15 protein-coding genes are annotated in these 16,815 nt (G+C 39.9%); 10 read left to right on the forward strand and 5 right to left on the reverse strand.

Going from position 1 to position 16,815, the window contains the following annotated elements:
• Positions 1-125: 125 nt before the first annotated feature.
• Together ACXIUD_RS15670 and ACXIUD_RS15675 are read right to left on the reverse strand one after the other, a co-directional pair.
• Complete coding sequence (locus tag ACXIUD_RS15670) at positions 126-1,244, reverse strand: fatty acid desaturase family protein (RefSeq protein WP_458053587.1); 1,119 nt, start codon at positions 1,242-1,244, stop codon at positions 126-128.
• A 232-nt stretch (positions 1,245-1,476) separates the two neighbouring features.
• Positions 1,477-2,934: a Gfo/Idh/MocA family protein gene (locus tag ACXIUD_RS15675; protein WP_458053588.1), complete on the reverse strand. Its 1,458-nt coding sequence runs from the start codon at positions 2,932-2,934 to the stop codon at positions 1,477-1,479.
• A 207-nt stretch (positions 2,935-3,141) separates the two neighbouring features.
• Between ACXIUD_RS15675 and ACXIUD_RS15680 the strand changes: the two genes are divergently transcribed.
• On the forward strand, positions 3,142-4,728 hold the full coding sequence (locus ACXIUD_RS15680; protein ID WP_458053589.1) for a family 20 glycosylhydrolase: 1,587 nt from the start codon (positions 3,142-3,144) through the stop codon (positions 4,726-4,728).
• 477 nt (positions 4,729-5,205) lie between these two features.
• Here ACXIUD_RS15680 and ACXIUD_RS15685 read toward each other — a convergent pair whose 3' ends face one another.
• Complete coding sequence (locus ACXIUD_RS15685; RefSeq protein WP_458053590.1) at positions 5,206-5,685, reverse strand: DUF4442 domain-containing protein; 480 nt, start codon at positions 5,683-5,685, stop codon at positions 5,206-5,208.
• An 81-nt stretch (positions 5,686-5,766) separates the two neighbouring features.
• On the opposite strand from ACXIUD_RS15685, the gene ACXIUD_RS15690 reads away from it, so the two are divergent.
• Together ACXIUD_RS15690 and ACXIUD_RS15695 are read left to right on the forward strand one after the other, a co-directional pair.
• Positions 5,767-8,220, forward strand: a complete 2,454-nt coding sequence (locus tag ACXIUD_RS15690) for a TonB-dependent receptor (RefSeq protein ID WP_458053591.1) — start codon at positions 5,767-5,769, stop codon at positions 8,218-8,220.
• Between the two features lie 88 nt (positions 8,221-8,308).
• Complete coding sequence (locus tag ACXIUD_RS15695) at positions 8,309-9,259, forward strand: DUF4625 domain-containing protein (RefSeq protein WP_458053592.1); 951 nt, start codon at positions 8,309-8,311, stop codon at positions 9,257-9,259.
• A gap of 241 nt (positions 9,260-9,500) precedes the next feature.
• Here ACXIUD_RS15695 and ACXIUD_RS15700 read toward each other — a convergent pair whose 3' ends face one another.
• The gene (locus ACXIUD_RS15700) at positions 9,501-9,812 is read right to left on the reverse strand and encodes a HesB/IscA family protein (RefSeq protein WP_458053593.1); all 312 of its coding nucleotides are present in this window, start codon (positions 9,810-9,812) and stop codon (positions 9,501-9,503) included.
• Positions 9,813-9,928: 116 nt separating this feature from the next.
• On the opposite strand from ACXIUD_RS15700, the gene ACXIUD_RS15705 reads away from it, so the two are divergent.
• The 5 genes from ACXIUD_RS15705 to ACXIUD_RS15725 are packed head-to-tail and all read left to right on the forward strand — an operon-like array spanning position 9,929 to position 13,542.
• Entirely contained in the window at positions 9,929-10,450 is a 522-nt protein-coding gene (locus tag ACXIUD_RS15705) for a DUF7935 family protein (protein WP_458053594.1), read from the forward strand.
• Positions 10,428-10,874: a YkvA family protein gene (locus ACXIUD_RS15710; RefSeq protein ID WP_458053595.1), complete on the forward strand. Its 447-nt coding sequence runs from the start codon at positions 10,428-10,430 to the stop codon at positions 10,872-10,874. Before ACXIUD_RS15705 ends, ACXIUD_RS15710 begins: the two co-directional genes overlap by 23 nt.
• Before the next feature lie 25 nt (positions 10,875-10,899).
• On the forward strand, positions 10,900-11,616 hold the full coding sequence (locus ACXIUD_RS15715; protein ID WP_458053596.1) for an oxidoreductase: 717 nt from the start codon (positions 10,900-10,902) through the stop codon (positions 11,614-11,616).
• A gap of 1 nt (position 11,617) precedes the next feature.
• A complete protein-coding gene (dtd, locus tag ACXIUD_RS15720; protein WP_458053597.1) occupies positions 11,618-12,070 on the forward strand; it encodes a D-aminoacyl-tRNA deacylase in 453 nt (150 codons plus the stop codon).
• On the forward strand, positions 12,070-13,542 hold the full coding sequence (locus ACXIUD_RS15725; protein ID WP_458053598.1) for an ATP-binding cassette domain-containing protein: 1,473 nt from the start codon (positions 12,070-12,072) through the stop codon (positions 13,540-13,542). The genes dtd and ACXIUD_RS15725 overlap by 1 nt, the downstream gene beginning before the upstream one ends.
• On the opposite strand, the gene ACXIUD_RS15730 is transcribed toward ACXIUD_RS15725, so the two are convergent.
• The gene (locus tag ACXIUD_RS15730) at positions 13,539-14,201 is read right to left on the reverse strand and encodes a metallophosphoesterase family protein (protein ID WP_458053599.1); all 663 of its coding nucleotides are present in this window, start codon (positions 14,199-14,201) and stop codon (positions 13,539-13,541) included. The genes ACXIUD_RS15725 and ACXIUD_RS15730 overlap by 4 nt on opposite strands.
• A 166-nt stretch (positions 14,202-14,367) precedes the next feature.
• Between ACXIUD_RS15730 and ACXIUD_RS15735 the strand changes: the two genes are divergently transcribed.
• Positions 14,368-14,946 carry a DUF4136 domain-containing protein gene (locus tag ACXIUD_RS15735; protein WP_458053600.1) on the forward strand — a complete coding sequence of 193 codons (579 nt, stop codon included), beginning with the start codon at positions 14,368-14,370 and terminating at the stop codon, positions 14,944-14,946.
• 156 nt (positions 14,947-15,102) lie between these two features.
• Positions 15,103-16,716, forward strand: a complete 1,614-nt coding sequence (locus tag ACXIUD_RS15740; protein WP_458053601.1) for an ABC-F family ATP-binding cassette domain-containing protein — start codon at positions 15,103-15,105, stop codon at positions 16,714-16,716.
• Positions 16,717-16,815 lie beyond the last annotated feature (99 nt).

Genomic DNA, 16,815 nt, shown 5'->3' on the forward strand with positions numbered 1-16,815 from the left:
GTGTGATTGCTCTATTGTAGTAAAAATTTACCTTTCTTCTATTTGCGCCCTTGTGCCTTTGTGGCAAAAAAAACAGGGATTCTACGATAGAACCCCTGACTTATTTTGTAAAGTGGTTTCGCTCTTTAATGCGAATAAGAATGCTCTCTGACTTCCTTTTTTGCGATCACTGGGGAACCTGCTTCTTTGAGGAAATTATAGTGCGATTTTAAGGCGCTTACAAAAGTCTCATTTTCATGGTAAGGCAAATCAAACTCATGGGCAGTACTTTTGACGATTTCTGAGATTTCAGGATAGTGGATATGACAGATTTTTGGAAATAAATGGTGTTCTACCTGGAAATTTAAACCTCCACATAAGAAGGTAGCAATACCGCTCTTTCTAGAAAAATTAGCAGTAGTACGCAACTGATGAGCTGCCCAAGATTCTTCAATGCTTTCACCTTCATTTGGCACTACCTGATTCGTGTCTTCTACCAAATGTGCCAATTGAAATACTAGTCCTAAAACAAGTCCTTCAGCAAAATTCATCGCCAAGAAACCTATCAAAAACTGCTGCCAAGTAATATCCATTACCAATAGTGGAATGATGATAAAAATTCCATAGTAGATAAACTTGTAAAAGAAAAGGTTGAAGTATTCGATTTTTGGATGCTTATTGACGTGGGAGCCGATTTTTTTCTGGAAAAACTTCACATAGTCTTTTCTGAAAAACCATGAAAGTGAAGCTAAACCATATAAAAAGAAAGCATAAATATGCTGGAAACGATGCCATGGTTTCCAAGGGTCTTTTTCAGAAATTCGCACGATTCCCGGAGCTAGTTCCAAATCCCCATCATGTCCTACAATATTGGTGTATGTGTGGTGGATTTGATTGTGTGTAATATTCCATACATAGACATTGGCGCCAATGATGTTGAAAATAAAACCAAGGCTCTTGTTGACCCAAGGATGTTTGGAATAAGATCCATGCAGCGCATCGTGACAGATGTTAAAGCCTATAAAGGCCATATTCATGCCCAAAAGGATGGCTAAACCCAGTGTTACTGATAAGGGAAGTCCTCCCAATAATATCAGAAAGTAAAGGCCGACAAATGAACTGAGATAGATGGTGGTTTTGACAACCATTGCCGCGTTGGCTTTTTTGGAAATGTTATTGATTTTGAAATACTCATCGACACGTTGTTTGACTGTGGCGAAAAATTGAGAGTTCCCTTGATCATTAAACTTGAGGGATTGATTCATAAGAGGTACTTGGTAATATTACTGTACTGTGATTGAAATTTTTGATTCTCTTAAAAACATTAGACATGCCATGAAATAAGAACCGATTTTTATTAAATATCCAAAAATTCAATTCAATATCCTAGTAGATTGAAATATATAACGATAATAAAAAAGAATCCCCTGATTTTCAGCAGGCTTTATCGCCTATTAATCAGGGGAGTTAATTAAAATAAATGGATTATTACCAAATTTATAAGGTCCATCCATCTCTATAGGTTCTCCTTACAAATTGGTTAGCAGGCTCGAAGTTGGTTACCCGCATATTCGGGCCATCCCATACTAATTTTATTCCTCTTCCAGGGTAGTTGAAGCCACTGCCTGTTTCTCTAGGTTCACGATAGTCATAACTTCTAATCGCTAGATTTCCCATCAAAACAGATTCTGTCAATGGTCCTGCAATGGAGAAAGGAGAGCTTAAGTTTTCGAAGGCAGCGGAACCATATCCGGCGATACAAGCATCTACCCAATTATTGTAGTGTCCTCTATCTCCACCTTCAATCCTCTTTTCTGTTTGAGGAACATTCGCTTCTTTGGTTTTGCTTGTAGGTAACAGTTGTGGATTCATACCGTAGGTTCCACACATCATTTTTCCTTTGGTCCCTTCGATGATTACTCCATTTCCACCATCACCCATCACTTCATTTGGACCCAATTCCACTGGTCTTGTAGGTTGAATACCTCCATCCATCCAGTGAAACTCTAGGTCATCTTTGCCAGGTCTTTCGAAACGCAGCGTGATATGGGAGGAAGGGGGGCAGCTTTCAGGAAAATATCCTCGTTGAAACTCACCTACATATACTGAACCTACACTCGCTTCAGCGGATTTAGGGTACCCCAATCCTAGCACACGGAAAGGAGGCTCCATGATATGGCAGGCCATATCCCCTAATGCACCAGTTCCATAATCCCACCATCCTCTCCAATTGAAGGGGACTAAATTGCTGATGTAGTCTCTATAGGGAGCCGTTCCCAACCAAAGATCCCAATCTAAATCCGCTGGGGGAGTTGCAGGTGCTGTTGGCCAAGGAATTCCCTGAGGCCATACGGGTCTATCTGTCCAGCAATACACTTTATTGGCTTCACCGATTAATCCTGCATTGTACCACTCTACCATTTGTCTAACGCCATCTCCCGAAGAGCCTTGATTACCCATCTGCGTCACCACTTTATATTTGTCTGCTGCTTCTGTAAGCATTCGGGCTTCATAAATATCGTGAGATAGCGGTTTTTGTACATACACATGTTTGCCTAACTGCATGGCTGCCATCGTCTGCACAGCATGCATGTGATCAGGAGTGGAAATCGTCACAGCATCAATGTTTTTGTGCTCTTTTTCCATCATTTCCCGATAATCTCGATAGTAGGTGGCTTTTGAGTGGGCATCTACACTGGCTTTAGCACGACTATCATGAACGTCACAAAGAGCTACTATATCTACCTTACCCGAGTTGAATACTCCCCTGATATCATTACCCCCCATACCACCAACACCAATTCCTGCGACCCGTAATTTATCAGATGGAGCTATAAATCCTGGACCACCGAGTACGTGACGAGGTACAAAGTAAAACACTGCGAGTGCAGTTGCAGAAGCTTTTATAAAATTTCGCCTTGATTTAGTTTCCAGCTCTTTACTTTCTTTTTTCATTTCTTTGGTTTGAGTTTATTGCGCACTTAATTTATTCTAAAAAAGCGGGATTGAAAACTACTTCCCACCTTTTTTCATAGCAACGGGTAAATTTGATGGATGGGTGGAAGTATTTATTCTTCTCACAAAGTTTTTTGTACACTTCTGATCTTATTGAAAAAAATTATTTAAGTTTGAGAACTTTCATAAACCAAATTGGCAGAATTCATGTGCTCAAAAGTAAAAGATTACATTTTCATAGTTGGACTGGTTGGATTTATCATGTGTTCATGTACTAGTCAAGTAGTGGAAGTTTCTTTAGAAAAGCATACCATCATTCCAGTCCCAGTACAGGTCATGACATCATCATCAGACTTTTTATTGGATAAATCGGTCAAAATTATGGTGGATGAGAGAACTGGTTCTTTCGGAAATCTAATGAAAGCTACTATACAGCAGGCCATAGGATTGGAGTTGGGGATGCAAAATGAAACTGCTGCGAAGGTGATACAAATAAACATTGATGCAAGTTTTACCTCTAAGAGTGAGGCTTATAAAATCGATATTCAGTCAGATAAAATTCAGTTAATTGGTTCGGATGAGGCTGGGTTATTCTATGCTATTCAGACATTTAAGCAACTTTTGGATGGAGTGGATGGAAAGCAGGTCCTCATCCAAGGGGGATTGATTGAGGATTATCCAGAGTATTCTTACAGAGGGATGATGTTAGATGTAGCTAGGCACTTTTTCCCTTTAGCAGATGTGAAGCATTTGATAGATCAGTTGGCCGTTTATAAAATCAATCATTTACATCTGCACCTATCAGATGACCAAGGATGGAGAATTGAAATCAAATCTTGGCCATTACTGACGACTATTGGCGGTGCTAACGAAGTGGGAGGGGGAGATGGAGGTTATTATACCCAAGAGGAATATCAGGAATTGGTGGCTTATGCTGCTAAGAATTTTATAACCATTGTACCAGAAATCGATATGCCGGGCCACACAAATGCAGTCTTAAATGCTTATGGATTTCTCAATCCTGGAATAGAAGTACCCAAAGAAACAGCAGTTCCGGTTGATTGGTCTGCATTTGGACTTGAAAAAGATTCCCTTGCAACTCCTTACCATACTGGAATAGATGTGGGTTTTAGTACCTTGGATATTCATTCAGAAGTAACCTATCAGTTTGTGGAAGATGTTATTCGGGAATTAGCGGCGATAACTCCTGGACCATATTTGCACATTGGTGGGGATGAAACCCTGATTGTACCTATTGAAGATTATGTTTATTTCATTGAAAGAGCCCAAGATTTTGTAACAAAATATGGTAAAATCACTATAGGCTGGGATGAAGTAGCGCATGCCAAATTGGAGACAAGTTCCATAGCACAATATTGGGCAAAAGCTGAAAATGCTTTGCTAGCAATTGATCAGGGAGCGAAGGTTTTAATTTCTCCCGCAGTTCGTACTTATTTGGATATGAAGTATGACAGTACGACAAGTATTGGATTAAAATGGGCTGCGTATATAGAATTGGATGACGCCTACAATTGGGACCCGACCACGCTTCATGAGGGAATTCAGCGAAAAGATATTTTAGGTGTAGAAGCTCCTTTATGGACAGAAACCATTGAAACAAGAGCGGATATAGAATATATGGTGTTTCCGAGATTAGCAGCTATAGCAGAGATTGCTTGGTCTCCTGCCTCCAATAGGAATTGGGAAGATTTTTCAAGAAGGATTTCTGCTCATGAAAGAACCTGGGATCGGAAAGGAATTAATTTTTATAGGTCCCCCAAGGTGGAATGGTAATTAAGAACTGAGCCTTTAGGAATGGTTGGGCAGGAACACCAACCATGTTTAGGATCCAAACGATAAATAAGAAATGAGTATCAAGAGCCAGATATTCTTGAAGTCTTTTTAATGTTTGGTCTTTTCTAGAAAGAAACCATTAAGGATTTTAGAAAATTAAGGGAGTTTGAAACTCCATGTGTTTTATCCTCCTATTGGTGGCCGTTTCTTTATTGAGACTTCTAAGCGCACTTACTCATAGAATTTTCGAATAAAAGAGAAACCATTAAGGGATGAAGAGAATTAAGGAGCTTTGGCTAAGGGGCTTATATTGTTCGATTAAATCTAAGATCTAAAATCTGAAATCTAAAATTAGTACATTCAACCATCAGCCCTCATACTTTATTCTTTCATCCTTCATTTACCACATGCATTGACTTCGCTCAGTCGCCGTGCTATTACTGCTACTTTTCACTTCGCACTGTCATTCTGCACTGTTTACTCTTTTCGTTTAAATGACCAAGTGACATAAAACTTCGCCACTACGTCTCCTTGGGAATTACGTCCGGTGGAGATCATGGTGAGGGATCCTGTTTGCTGTGGTTGTAGAGAGTCGATTATTTGTGTGAGTTCGACTCCTTGGTCGCAGGTAAAAATTATTTTTTGATTGGCTTTTTTGTGGTATTCGGCTCGGAAGTCTACCACCAACATACTGAATTTTCCTTTTCCAGCCATGCCTAATTGACATAAAGCTCCCGTGCTGAGTTCTGCAGCACCAGCCAAGGCAGCAAAATAGATAGATTGAAATGGGTTTTGACTTCTCCAAAAGAAGGGAATGCTAACCTCACATTTCTCTAAGGATAAGGACTTGATTTTCAATCTCCAAAAAACTGCTGATGGTAATTTGAAAAACATAGCCCACCAAAAAATGAAGGGATTTGTCATTCTACTTAAATATTTTTCAGCCTCTTTTGTCATAGGATATGTTGGTTTTACTGCCCAATATACAAGAAAAATTATCTTTTTTTATCCTACGGGTAGGCTTGATCTCTCATTGAAATGCACTTTTATTTTATTTGCAACAAAGTTGAACTTTTTGGAGGATTCCGTACTTTTGTACCTGTAACATTATTGCAAATACGCTTGCGTCCCAACAAATATTTTCTTTTACTCCTCGTTTTTCTTCTGATACTGGCAGAATCTTTTGCTCAGAGCCGTCAGACGGTCTTGAAAGGGAAAGTTACGGACAGCAAGCAAATGCCGTTAGCAGCCATTATTTCCATTCATGAGTTGGGGAGATCTACGGTGGCATCCTTGGATGGAGATTTTCAATTTTCCAATCTAAATCCGGGTATTTATCATCTACATGTGACGCATTTGGGCTTTAAGTCCTACAGTAAAAATGTTGAAGTCGGAATGGAGGGTACTGAATTGAGCATTCAATTGACAGAATCGGAGATTTTGTTGGCCAGTTTGACTGTAGAAGCCAACCCCTTTAAAAATGGACCTTTAGAGCAGTCACAAACCATCTTGATTTTGGATAGAGATTTTATTCAAAGAAATAATGGAGGAACTTTTGCCAATGCTATTGAAAAGCTTCCTGGAATTTCTACCATTAATACTGGGGTGGGAATCAGCAAGCCTGTGATTCGAGGGATGAGTTTCAATCGTATCATGGTGAACGATCGTGGCATCAAGCAGGAAGGGCAACAATGGGGAGCCGATCATGGCTTGGAAATCGACCCATTTGACGTGGATCGAGTAGAAATTGTGAAAGGTCCAGCTTCTCTGATTTATGGTTCGGATGGTATGGCAGGTGTGATCAACATCGCTCCCGCAGCTTTCCAACAAAACGGAGCCATTGAGGCGAACTATTCTGGCATGTATCGCTCGAATAATGATATGATTTCCCATTCTGTCTTTGTAGATGGCAATGAAAAGGATTTTGTGTTTCGAGCACGATTTACTGCACAGGATTTTAGTGATTATCGAGTTCCCGCGGAGAACTTTGTTTATGCGGGGTTTTTATTGCCCATTTTTGATAACCGTCTCAAAAATACAGCTGGTCGCGAACGCCATTTTTCCTTTACGGGAGGTGTGCAAAAGGATTGGGGTTTTTCAACTGTAACAGTAAGTGGATTTAATCAACAGGCAGGAATTTTTGTTGGAGCTGTGGGGATTCCGAATATCAATAATTTAAGGCATGATGGAGATCATCGCAACATTGATTTACCAAAGCAGGACAACCAACATTATAAGGTGATTTGGAATAATACCATTCAGTTAGGAAAAAACTGGATGGAATTGGATTTGGGCTATCAGCGCAATCAGCGTAGGGAGTTTTCTTTTCCGCATATCCAAGGTTTGGGAGAAAATGAATTTGGTAATTTGGCATTATCCCTAGATCTGGATGTGTATACGGCAAACCTTCGCTTGAATCAGCAGCATGGAGAAAGAGGACAGTCCGTAGCAGGTTTCAACGTACAGCATTCCGTTAATAGACAAAGTGGTTTTGAGTTCCTACTTCCCAACTTTGAATCCACACAAGGAGGTATTTTCTATTTCAGAGAACAGCGCTTGAATCCAAATTTGGTATGGAATGGAGGGGTTAGAGTAGATGGGGCAGTACATGATATTCAGGAGCATCTACAACCCATTTTCGTACGTATGCAACCAACGGGAGAATTTGAGCAACGGAATGCAGATATCTATCGAACTTTTCTTAATTGGAGTGGTAGTACGGGGCTTTCTTGGGTGTATAAGGATGATGTGAATGTGAAATTCAATCTAGGTTCTGCTTATAGAATTCCAACGCCTATTGAATTAGCCTCCAATGGTGTGCATCACGGAAATTTCAGGCATGAAGTTGGGAATGCTAATTTGATTGCAGAAAGAAGTTATCAGGCAGATCTGAATATTTCCTTATCCAAAAAGAAGGTTATGGTGAGTATCAGTCCGTTCTTTGGCTACTTTGATAATTACATTTATTTGGCACCTGCTCCTCGATTTTCCCCATTGCCTGGTGCAAGCTTATTATGGGAATATCGCCAAAACAATGCCATTTTCACAGGTGGTGAGTTGATGTCGCAGGTTTCCTTGTTAAAGAACTTGAATTTCTCCCTTGGTGCAGAATATGTCTACAATCACAATTTGGATACGGGGTTACCTTTACCGTTGACACCGCCTTTTTCTACTTTGGTCGGCTTGGAGTACAAGTTGCCTTCTTTGGGTAAAAATATCCAGAATATGTATGTATTTGTAGAATCCCGTTGGGCGGCTACACAGAATCGAGTGGATAGAAATGAACGTATTACCGAAGGTTACCAATTGTGGGAAGCTGGTCTGGGCTGGGATGTATTGTTGAAAAATCAGCCATTACAACTGCAATTATCAGGTCAAAACTTAGGAAATGCTGTATATTTCAATCATTTGAGCAGATACAGGCTTCTTAATTTACCTGAGCAAGGAAGAAATATTTCCCTGAGTATCAATATTCCCGTAGGAATTCGATAAAAAAACAAAATAATAATTTGTGGCTTCCATTGCCTTTCTTATATTTGCAACATTATTGCAAATTAAACATTGTAACAAAAATTAAACTATGAAAAAGTTTCTAGGATTGCTAGCTATGGGTGGTGTGTTGGCTTTTTCGGCCTGTACGGATGATGACAATCCGGCAATTGCTGATCTTGAGGCTCCGGTAATTTCTTTTGCTGAGGGTAGAGATGGATTTAGACCTGCGAATAATGAGGTAAGGCTTGCAACAACTGACCATATGCATATCCGTTTTAGTGTAACGGATGAATCAGGCATCGGTCAAGTATTGGTTGATATTCATAATTCTTTTGATGGCCATACCCATGCAAGGATGTCCAATTCGTTTGAGGCATTGAATGTGAAGGATATTTACAGTGCAGACGCTGCTAATTTAGCTTTCCGTTTCCCGCAAGGAGCAAAACGGTTGAATGTTGATAACACAGCAACGGATGTTTATTGGGAGGGACCTACTTCCAGAGTTCAGGGAAATGTATTGGCAGGACCTTATGATATTATCATTTCGGCGGTAGACATTTTTGGAAACCAAACTAGTTTCGCAGATGATAGCAATTACATCGCTACTTTCTTTATTGAGCGTGCCTATGCGCCACAGGTAGCTGTAAACAACTTAAAAAATGGTGAAATCGATGCTGAGGCAGGTGAGTTATTGGATGTAAGAGGAAGTATTGCGAAAGGTACGCATTCTTTAAGTTCAGATATTCGCTTTGTATGGATCAGATTAGCTGAAGAGCACGATCATAATCATAATCACAGTGCTATGGCAAGAGTAGCTGATGAAGTATTTGTTGAAAGAATGTGGGGATCCTCTACTTGGAGACAAGGTATGTCTGGCGCTAATTTACCAAATACTACTGATTTACGCTTTGAAGACTTATTAACAGGATCAAATGCAATCACCGTTCCCGCTGGAGAAGACCACTTAGACCTAATTGTATGGGTTGAAGATGTTGCAGGAAATGTGACGCAGAAGACCTATACTGTGCATGTAGATTGATAGTGATAAGGAACTTTTCTAAAGTTGATTCAAAAGCAATAGAGCTAGTTGCGATTAAAACTTTGGAAAAGTTTACTCCAACGGTTCAAAGAAAAGTTATTTAAATTAGGTTTAGGAATAAAAGGAGGGCAGCGATGTCTTCCTTTTATTCTTTTATGGCAAGCTGCAAAAAGCATTACCTCCCAACTATCCATCCAAGATATACCGAAACCTAAAATCTAAAATCTCGCCTATCGCTTCTTTATCCTTCCTCTTTTTTTAAATCCGGATTCACGAACGTAAATCCTCTAGCATCATTCCCTTCATAAAAATCTACCAATATTCCCATCAGAAACATGTAGTGTTTCTTTTCAACCAACACAGGGATCCCGTCCACATCGAATTGCTGATCACCTTCTTTGGATTTGTCGAACCCGAGTTGATAGGCCATGCCCCCGCAACCTCCCCCCTTGACACCTATGCGAAGGGCATAGTTTGCAGGGATATTTTTGTGCTGCATGATGTTTTTGATCTCGATCTGGGCTTTTTCTGATATTTTTATGGGTACAATCATGTCCGTATAATGGCTTTTTGCGTTAGCAAGTTCATCAATCTCTAGCAAAATTACCAAAAACAAGGTTTTATCCTGCTCAATAATTTCGGATATTCGAAACTTAATAATTTACACCCATGGAGTACATTGCTGATTTGTTAAAAATTGTCTTGCCCGCAGGCCTCGTGATTTACGGAATGTATCTGACTGTGATGTCTTTCCTCAACAAGGAGCGGGAAAAGCTTTTGGTCGACCTTAAAACACAAAATACCCAAACCATCCTTCCCATCCGATTACAGGCAGGGGAGCGATTATGTTTGCTCTTGGAGCGGATCACACCTAATAATCTGATTAGAAGAGTGAACAACCCCACATTTTCGGCAGCAGATTTGCATAGACAGCTCTTGACGGAAGTAAGGGAGGAATTCAATCATAACCTAGCCCAGCAGGTCTATTTCTCCGATGAAACTTGGGAATCTGTCCGAAGAGCCACCGAATCGGTAGTCACCTTGTGTAATACGGCTCTACAAGATATGCCGGAAGATGCGAGAGGAATTGATTTAGCCAAGCGTATTTTCCAGCTTTCCTTGGATCAACGGTCGGACGCCATTCAGGTAGCCCTGCAAAATGTCAAAAATGAAATCCGTATTTTCTTTTAATATGAGCTCTTTCCGCGAACATACTACCGATTTCTTCTCCAAAGCTAAACTGATGTACCAAAAGCAGGCAGAGCGTATCTTAGGTGAAGAAGGAGAACTGAAGAAATTGCAGCAGCAGGTGGTTTTCAAGCTGGAACAGGTCAGTCATCATCCAAAAGTGCAGGAAGCCTTGGAGCCCATTATGGTTTTTAAGCGTATGATACAAGCTCACAAGCGTGGAGAGTTCAAAGTTTCTTCCAAATCTTTAATGCTTATGGTGTTGGGCTTGGTGTATTTTGTGTCTCCACTAGATATTATCCCTGATATCATGCCTGTTATCGGCTACGCAGATGATCTATCGGTGTTGATTGCGGTTTATAATGCAATCAAGCAGGAAGTGGAAGAGTTTTTGGCTTGGGAAAAAAATCAAACATTGTCCAAATAAAGGACTAAGAAAGAATCCAACATTCATGAATCAACTAGCATTTATTATTGGAACCTCGGGCTTGATTGGGAAGCAGTTGATGCACCAATTACTCCAAGACAAGCGCTACGAATATGTCATTTCAGTAGGCAGAAGAAAGCTAGCCCTCAAACACGAGAAACTTATTCAGGTCACCGGTGATTTTACGCAAATCCAAACCTGGAACCTAGAAGACATGCTTCGGGAAGAAGATCTAGGTGGGCAACTGTTTCCACTTTGGGAGAAAATTTCCCAAAAATCAGTGGGCATGCATGCCTTTTGTTCCCTAGGAACTACCATCAAACAAGCAGGTTCGCAGGAGAAATTCTATCAAATAGATCATGATTTTGTGGTGCAATCCGCAGTTTGGTTGTATCAACAAGGGGTTAGCCGCCTGATGTATGTATCGGCTATCGGAGCAGATCCAGTATCTAAAGTTTTTTATAACAAGGTCAAAGGTGAAGTAGAAGAAGACCTGAAAGTGATTCCATTTGAATACCTTGGATTGATGCAGCCTTCCTTGCTTCTTGGAGAGCGTTCGGAATTCAGATTAGGAGAGGAGTTTGCCAAAATTATCACTAAGCCCATGGTCTGGTTTAAGATGTACAAAAAGTACCGCCCCATTTATGACCGACAGGTAGCTAAGGCTATGATTGACCATGCAAACCAAGCCAAATCTGTCAAAGTTCAGGTGATCTCAAACAGCGAAATGCTCGATTATTGATATGATAGCAGTTATCCAACGTGTATCCGAATCATCAGTTAAGATCAATGGAGAAATCAATGGAGCCATTGGCGGAGGTTTGATGATATTAGTAGGAATTGAAGAAGCCGACGGGGAGGAAGATATGAATTGGCTAAGCAAGAAAATCGTCAATCTTCGGATTTTTCCAGATGAACAAGGAGTGATGAATAAAAGTATCTTGGATTGTGGGGGGGATATTTTACTGATCTCCCAGTTTACGCTGCATGCCAGCACCAAAAAAGGCAATCGTCCTTCTTATATCAAAGCTGCCAAACCAGAAATAGCCATTCCTATGTATGAGCGATTTATCCAAGTATTGGAAACTGATTTGGGAAAAGGTATTCAAACGGGAGAATTTGGGGCAGATATGAAAGTTTCCTTGGTCAATGATGGGCCAGTCACCATCATAATGGACAGTAAAAATAAGGTCTAATGTTACTTCAATTGTACCAAGTAAGCGTTCATCAAGGACAAAAGGTAATATTCGAAAACCTTAACTTTACTTGGAGTGAAGGAGAACACTGGGCAATCATCGGGGAGGAAGGCCAGGTATTAACTGATTTTTTGCAGGTACTCTTGGGTAACCGGTCTGTGGTGTCTGGAATCGTTGCAAGACCTTTTGCTCAGGACTATGTTGAAGAGAAAAGTCAATTGGGAGAGGTTCATTCTTTTCGGGATTTGATTGCCTATGTGGGTCAGGATTATCCTTTTCGAAATAAATCCAATCTCCAGAACTTTTACTATCAACAACGCTTCAATTCAATGGATTCAGAGGACACCGTTACCGTGGAAGCTTACTTGAAAAATATTCCAAAGCGAACCGGCTTTTGGACATTGACTACTGTCATACAACTCTTACATTTGGAGCAATTGCAGCAAGAATCCCTGATCAAATTATCCAATGGAGAATCCCGAAGATTGGCAATTGCCTCAGCTTTGATACAACAGCCCAAATTGTTGGTGATGGATCATCCTATGACTGGGTTGGATCTTCAAACGAGGGTTTCATTTGATCAAATTCTGAAGGTTATTCAAGCTTCAGGTGTTCACTTGCTTATGAGCACTATTCCTACTGAAATCCCAGAATCTTTTACTCGTATTGCGCTGCTTCAAAACAGGTGCTTGGAAGTAGTGGAAAGGGAAGCTATTTCAAAAATTTCCTCTACAAGAAAAGAATTTCATGCAAAAGTTGACAAGAAAAAACTTCGAAATCTGCTCGAATCAACTTTTTCTATTCAGGTGCAGTACCTGATTCGTTTGGAAAAAGTATCTATTCGGTATGGAGAAAAATGGATTTTGCATGAACTGTCTTGGGAGGTAAAACCTAAAGAACGTTGGTTGTTGCAAGGGCCTAATGGAGCTGGAAAATCAACGTTGATAAGTTTATTGATTGGGGAACATCCACAAGCCTATGCAAATGATATTTTTTTGTTTGACCGAAAGCGGGGGACAGGAGAAAGTATTTGGGATGTAAAAAAGCCCATAGGTTTTGTAGCGCCCGAGCTGAGTCGTTTTTTTCCTAGAAATCAAACTGTATGGAAAGTCTTGCTTTCAGGTTTTTTTGATTCCATGGGGCTATTTAAAAAGCCTAGTCAGGAACAGGAAGCTAGAGGAATCCAATGGTTGGAGTTTTTACAGATGAAAGAAAAGGCTCAAATACCCTTTCATCAATTGCCTTTAGCCGAACAACGAATGCTTTTACTGTGCAGGGCTTTGATTAAATCCCCTCAGTTGTTGATTATCGATGAAGGAGCACAGGGATTGGAAACAGGACAACGCTTGCGATTCAAGAGGTTTTTGGAGGCCGTTTTGGAAGTATCTTCGGTTGGGTTGATTTATGTATCTCATTATGATGAAGATATTCCAGATGGGGTGACAAAAGCTTTAAGGCTTAATTCGATTTAAGGCTTTTGATAATCTTCAGGAAGTGTTGGAAGTGTAATGATTTCTTTGAGTTTTCCATTGGCCTTTAACTTAAGCCCTGTAAGCGCCAAGCCTCTAAAAGCTCCTGTATCAATGTTCCAAGAATTAGATTCTTGATCAAATGACGGTTGACCGGAAAGTTGCGGTGTATGTCCGTGGATTTGTAATCGGCCAATATTTTTCAAAGGTTTTCTGTTCCAAAGCACAGATTCTGAATGACTGGGATGGTACAATTCAGGATGGAAACTGCTGATACCAGCGTGCGAAATCAATACTTCTTTGTTTTCCCAATAAAAAGGCAGTGTATTGATCCAATTGGCATAAAATTCAATGTCTAGCTTGGATTTTTCAAATTGCGCTAGCGTCTCTTTTCCTCCGTTAAAAAGCCAATCATCCAGTTTCGGTTCATGAATATATTCCAGTAAAAGCTGCTCATGGTTACCTCGGATAAAATGTACTGTTCGTTTAAACGTATTTTTCAATTCAAATGCTAACCGGATGGTGTCAGGAGAAAAATTTCCACGGTCTACTAAATCACCTACCTGAATTAACTGCTCTTTTTTAGGATCCCATTGATCCATGAGTGTCAAATAAGTGTGGAAACAACCGTGTACATCTCCAATTACAAACAAATCCATCATGATCAGTCGCTACAAAATTTTTGGCAATATACATTTTTCAAAAGCTACAGGGAATAAGATACTTGATTTATGTACGAAAAAGTATGTAAATTGTTGAACTTCAATACGTCATTCCAAACAAAAAAGAATCATGTAAGTTAATCATTCAATTTCTAATCAATTCATCATGCGACAAACCTATTTTATCCTTGTTCTTGCGCTGCTTGTTTTGGGCTGTGCTTCCCAAAAAGATTTCATAGCCGAATATGATTTTAATTATTCAGGAAATTTCAAAAAGTATAAAACGTTCAATTTCGTCGTTAATGCCATCCCTGAAGATAGCGTAACTTATTACCAAGCGATAGAACGTACGATTTCATCAAGACTTGGTTCTCAAGGCTTCAGAGTGGATCAGGATCGTCCAGATTTATTGATTAATTATAAAATTTTTAGCGACTCTGTTAAATACAGAGGCTATGATCAACCTAATTTTGATTATTGGTTGAATAGGAGAATTGGAGATTTTGAACTTTCAGAAGAGGAAGAAAGGCAGCAACGAGAACGTGATGAAACCTATAATCGGGTAAAATTTGTGGAGAAAAATGGCTTATTGGTCATTTATGTAATCGATAACAAAAGAGGAAATACTATTTGGCAAGGTTATACAGCGGGAAATTTTGATCTTTATTCTCCTGATGGGCAATCAGATTTGACAAAAGCGACTTATCGAGTTATGGATCAATTTAGATTAGTTACGAAAAATTAAAGGATAGCAGACTTTATTTGAAGACTTTTAAGCCTCAGTGCAAAACTTGGCTTTTTTATGTTTTTAACCAAATGAGCTGATTGTAAATTCGTTCATTTGCTTTTGCAGGCTTACCATAGAAAGGTTATCTTTGCAGCCTCATAAAAAAAGAAGCGCATGATTTCGGTAGATAATCTTTCCCTCAAGTTTGGCAAACGTACCCTTTTTGAAGATGTTAATCTTAAATTCACACCTGGTAATTGCTATGGTGTAATCGGTGCCAATGGGGCAGGGAAATCCACTTTTTTAAAAATCCTTTCAGGTGAACAAGACAGTACATCAGGTGCTATCAATATCACTCCAGGGCAACGTATGGCTGTGTTAAAGCAGAATCACTTTGCCTACGATGAGGTTGAAGTGCTAAAAGCAGTTTTGATGGGACATCAAAAACTTTACTCCATTATGTCCGAAAAGGATGCCATCTACATGAAAGAAGATTTTACCGAGGCAGATGGAATTAGGGCTTCAGAATTGGAAGCTGAGTTTGCTGAAATGGATGGGTGGAATGCAGAGTCAGATGCAGCAGCTTTATTATCTGGCTTAGGGATTACAGAAGACTTACATTACTTACCGATGAAGGAATTGGCAGGTAATCAAAAAGTGAGAGTTTTATTGGCACAAGCACTTTTTGGTAATCCAGATATTCTGATTCTCGATGAACCTACCAATGACTTAGATGCGGAAACTATCAATTGGTTGGAAGACTTCCTGGTCAATTTCAAAAACTTGGTGATTGTAGTTTCCCACGATAGACATTTCTTGGATGCTGTTTCAACTCATATCGTAGATATTGACTTTGGGAAAATAAAGATTTACTCTGGTAACTATACCTTTTGGTACGAATCTTCTCAATTAGCTGCAAAACAAAAATCTGATCAAAATAAGAAAGTAGAAGAAAAGCGTAAGGAATTGCAAGAATTCATCGCACGTTTCTCCGCTAACGTGGCCAAGTCCAAGCAGGCTACTGCTCGTAAGAAGATGTTGGAGAAATTGAATGTAGATGACATTCAGCCTTCTACCCGTAAATACCCTGGCATTATCTTCAAACCTGAGAGAGAAGCAGGAGACCAAATCTTTATGACAGATGGATTGGAGTTGAAAGATGACAATGCGATCTATTTCACCGATGTCAATCTGATGGTGGACAAAGGAGATAAGATTGCCTTTATATCTAAAACCAAGCAGGCTGTCAACAAATTCTTCCAAACCATCATGGAGGAAATCCCTGTACAAAAGGGTTCTTTTAAGTGGGGAGTAACAATCAATAAGGCTTACTTACCAAATGATAACTCGAAATTCTTCCAGACAGAATTGAATTTGATTGATTGGTTGAGACAGTTTTCTACCAATCAGGAAGAAGCTTATGTGAGGACTTTCTTGGGAAGAATGTTGTTTACGGGAGAGGAGACTTTGAAGAAGTCATCCGTACTTTCCGGAGGTGAAAAAGTTCGCTGCATGGTATCTCGTATGATGCTTCAAAACCCGAACTTGTTGGTCATGGATGAACCAACCAACCACTTAGACTTGGAGTCCATTACTGCCTTCAATAATGCTGTTATTGAGTTTAACGGAACTGTCCTTTTGAGCTCGTATGACCATGCGTTCGTATCTACTACCGCAAACCGTATCATCGAATTCACTCCAAAAGGAACGATTGATCGCCGCATGCCTTATGATGATTATTTGGCATCGGAAGAAATCAAGGCCATGAGAGCGAAAATGTATGGGTGAGGATTGAAGCGAGAGACGAGCTTGCCTATCGAGAGGTAAGAGATGAGAAGCGAGACTTGCCCGCGGCAAGCAGGAGACGAGAAGCGAGAAATTAGAATT

The sequence above is a fragment of the Mongoliitalea sp. genome, from assembly GCF_054166905.1.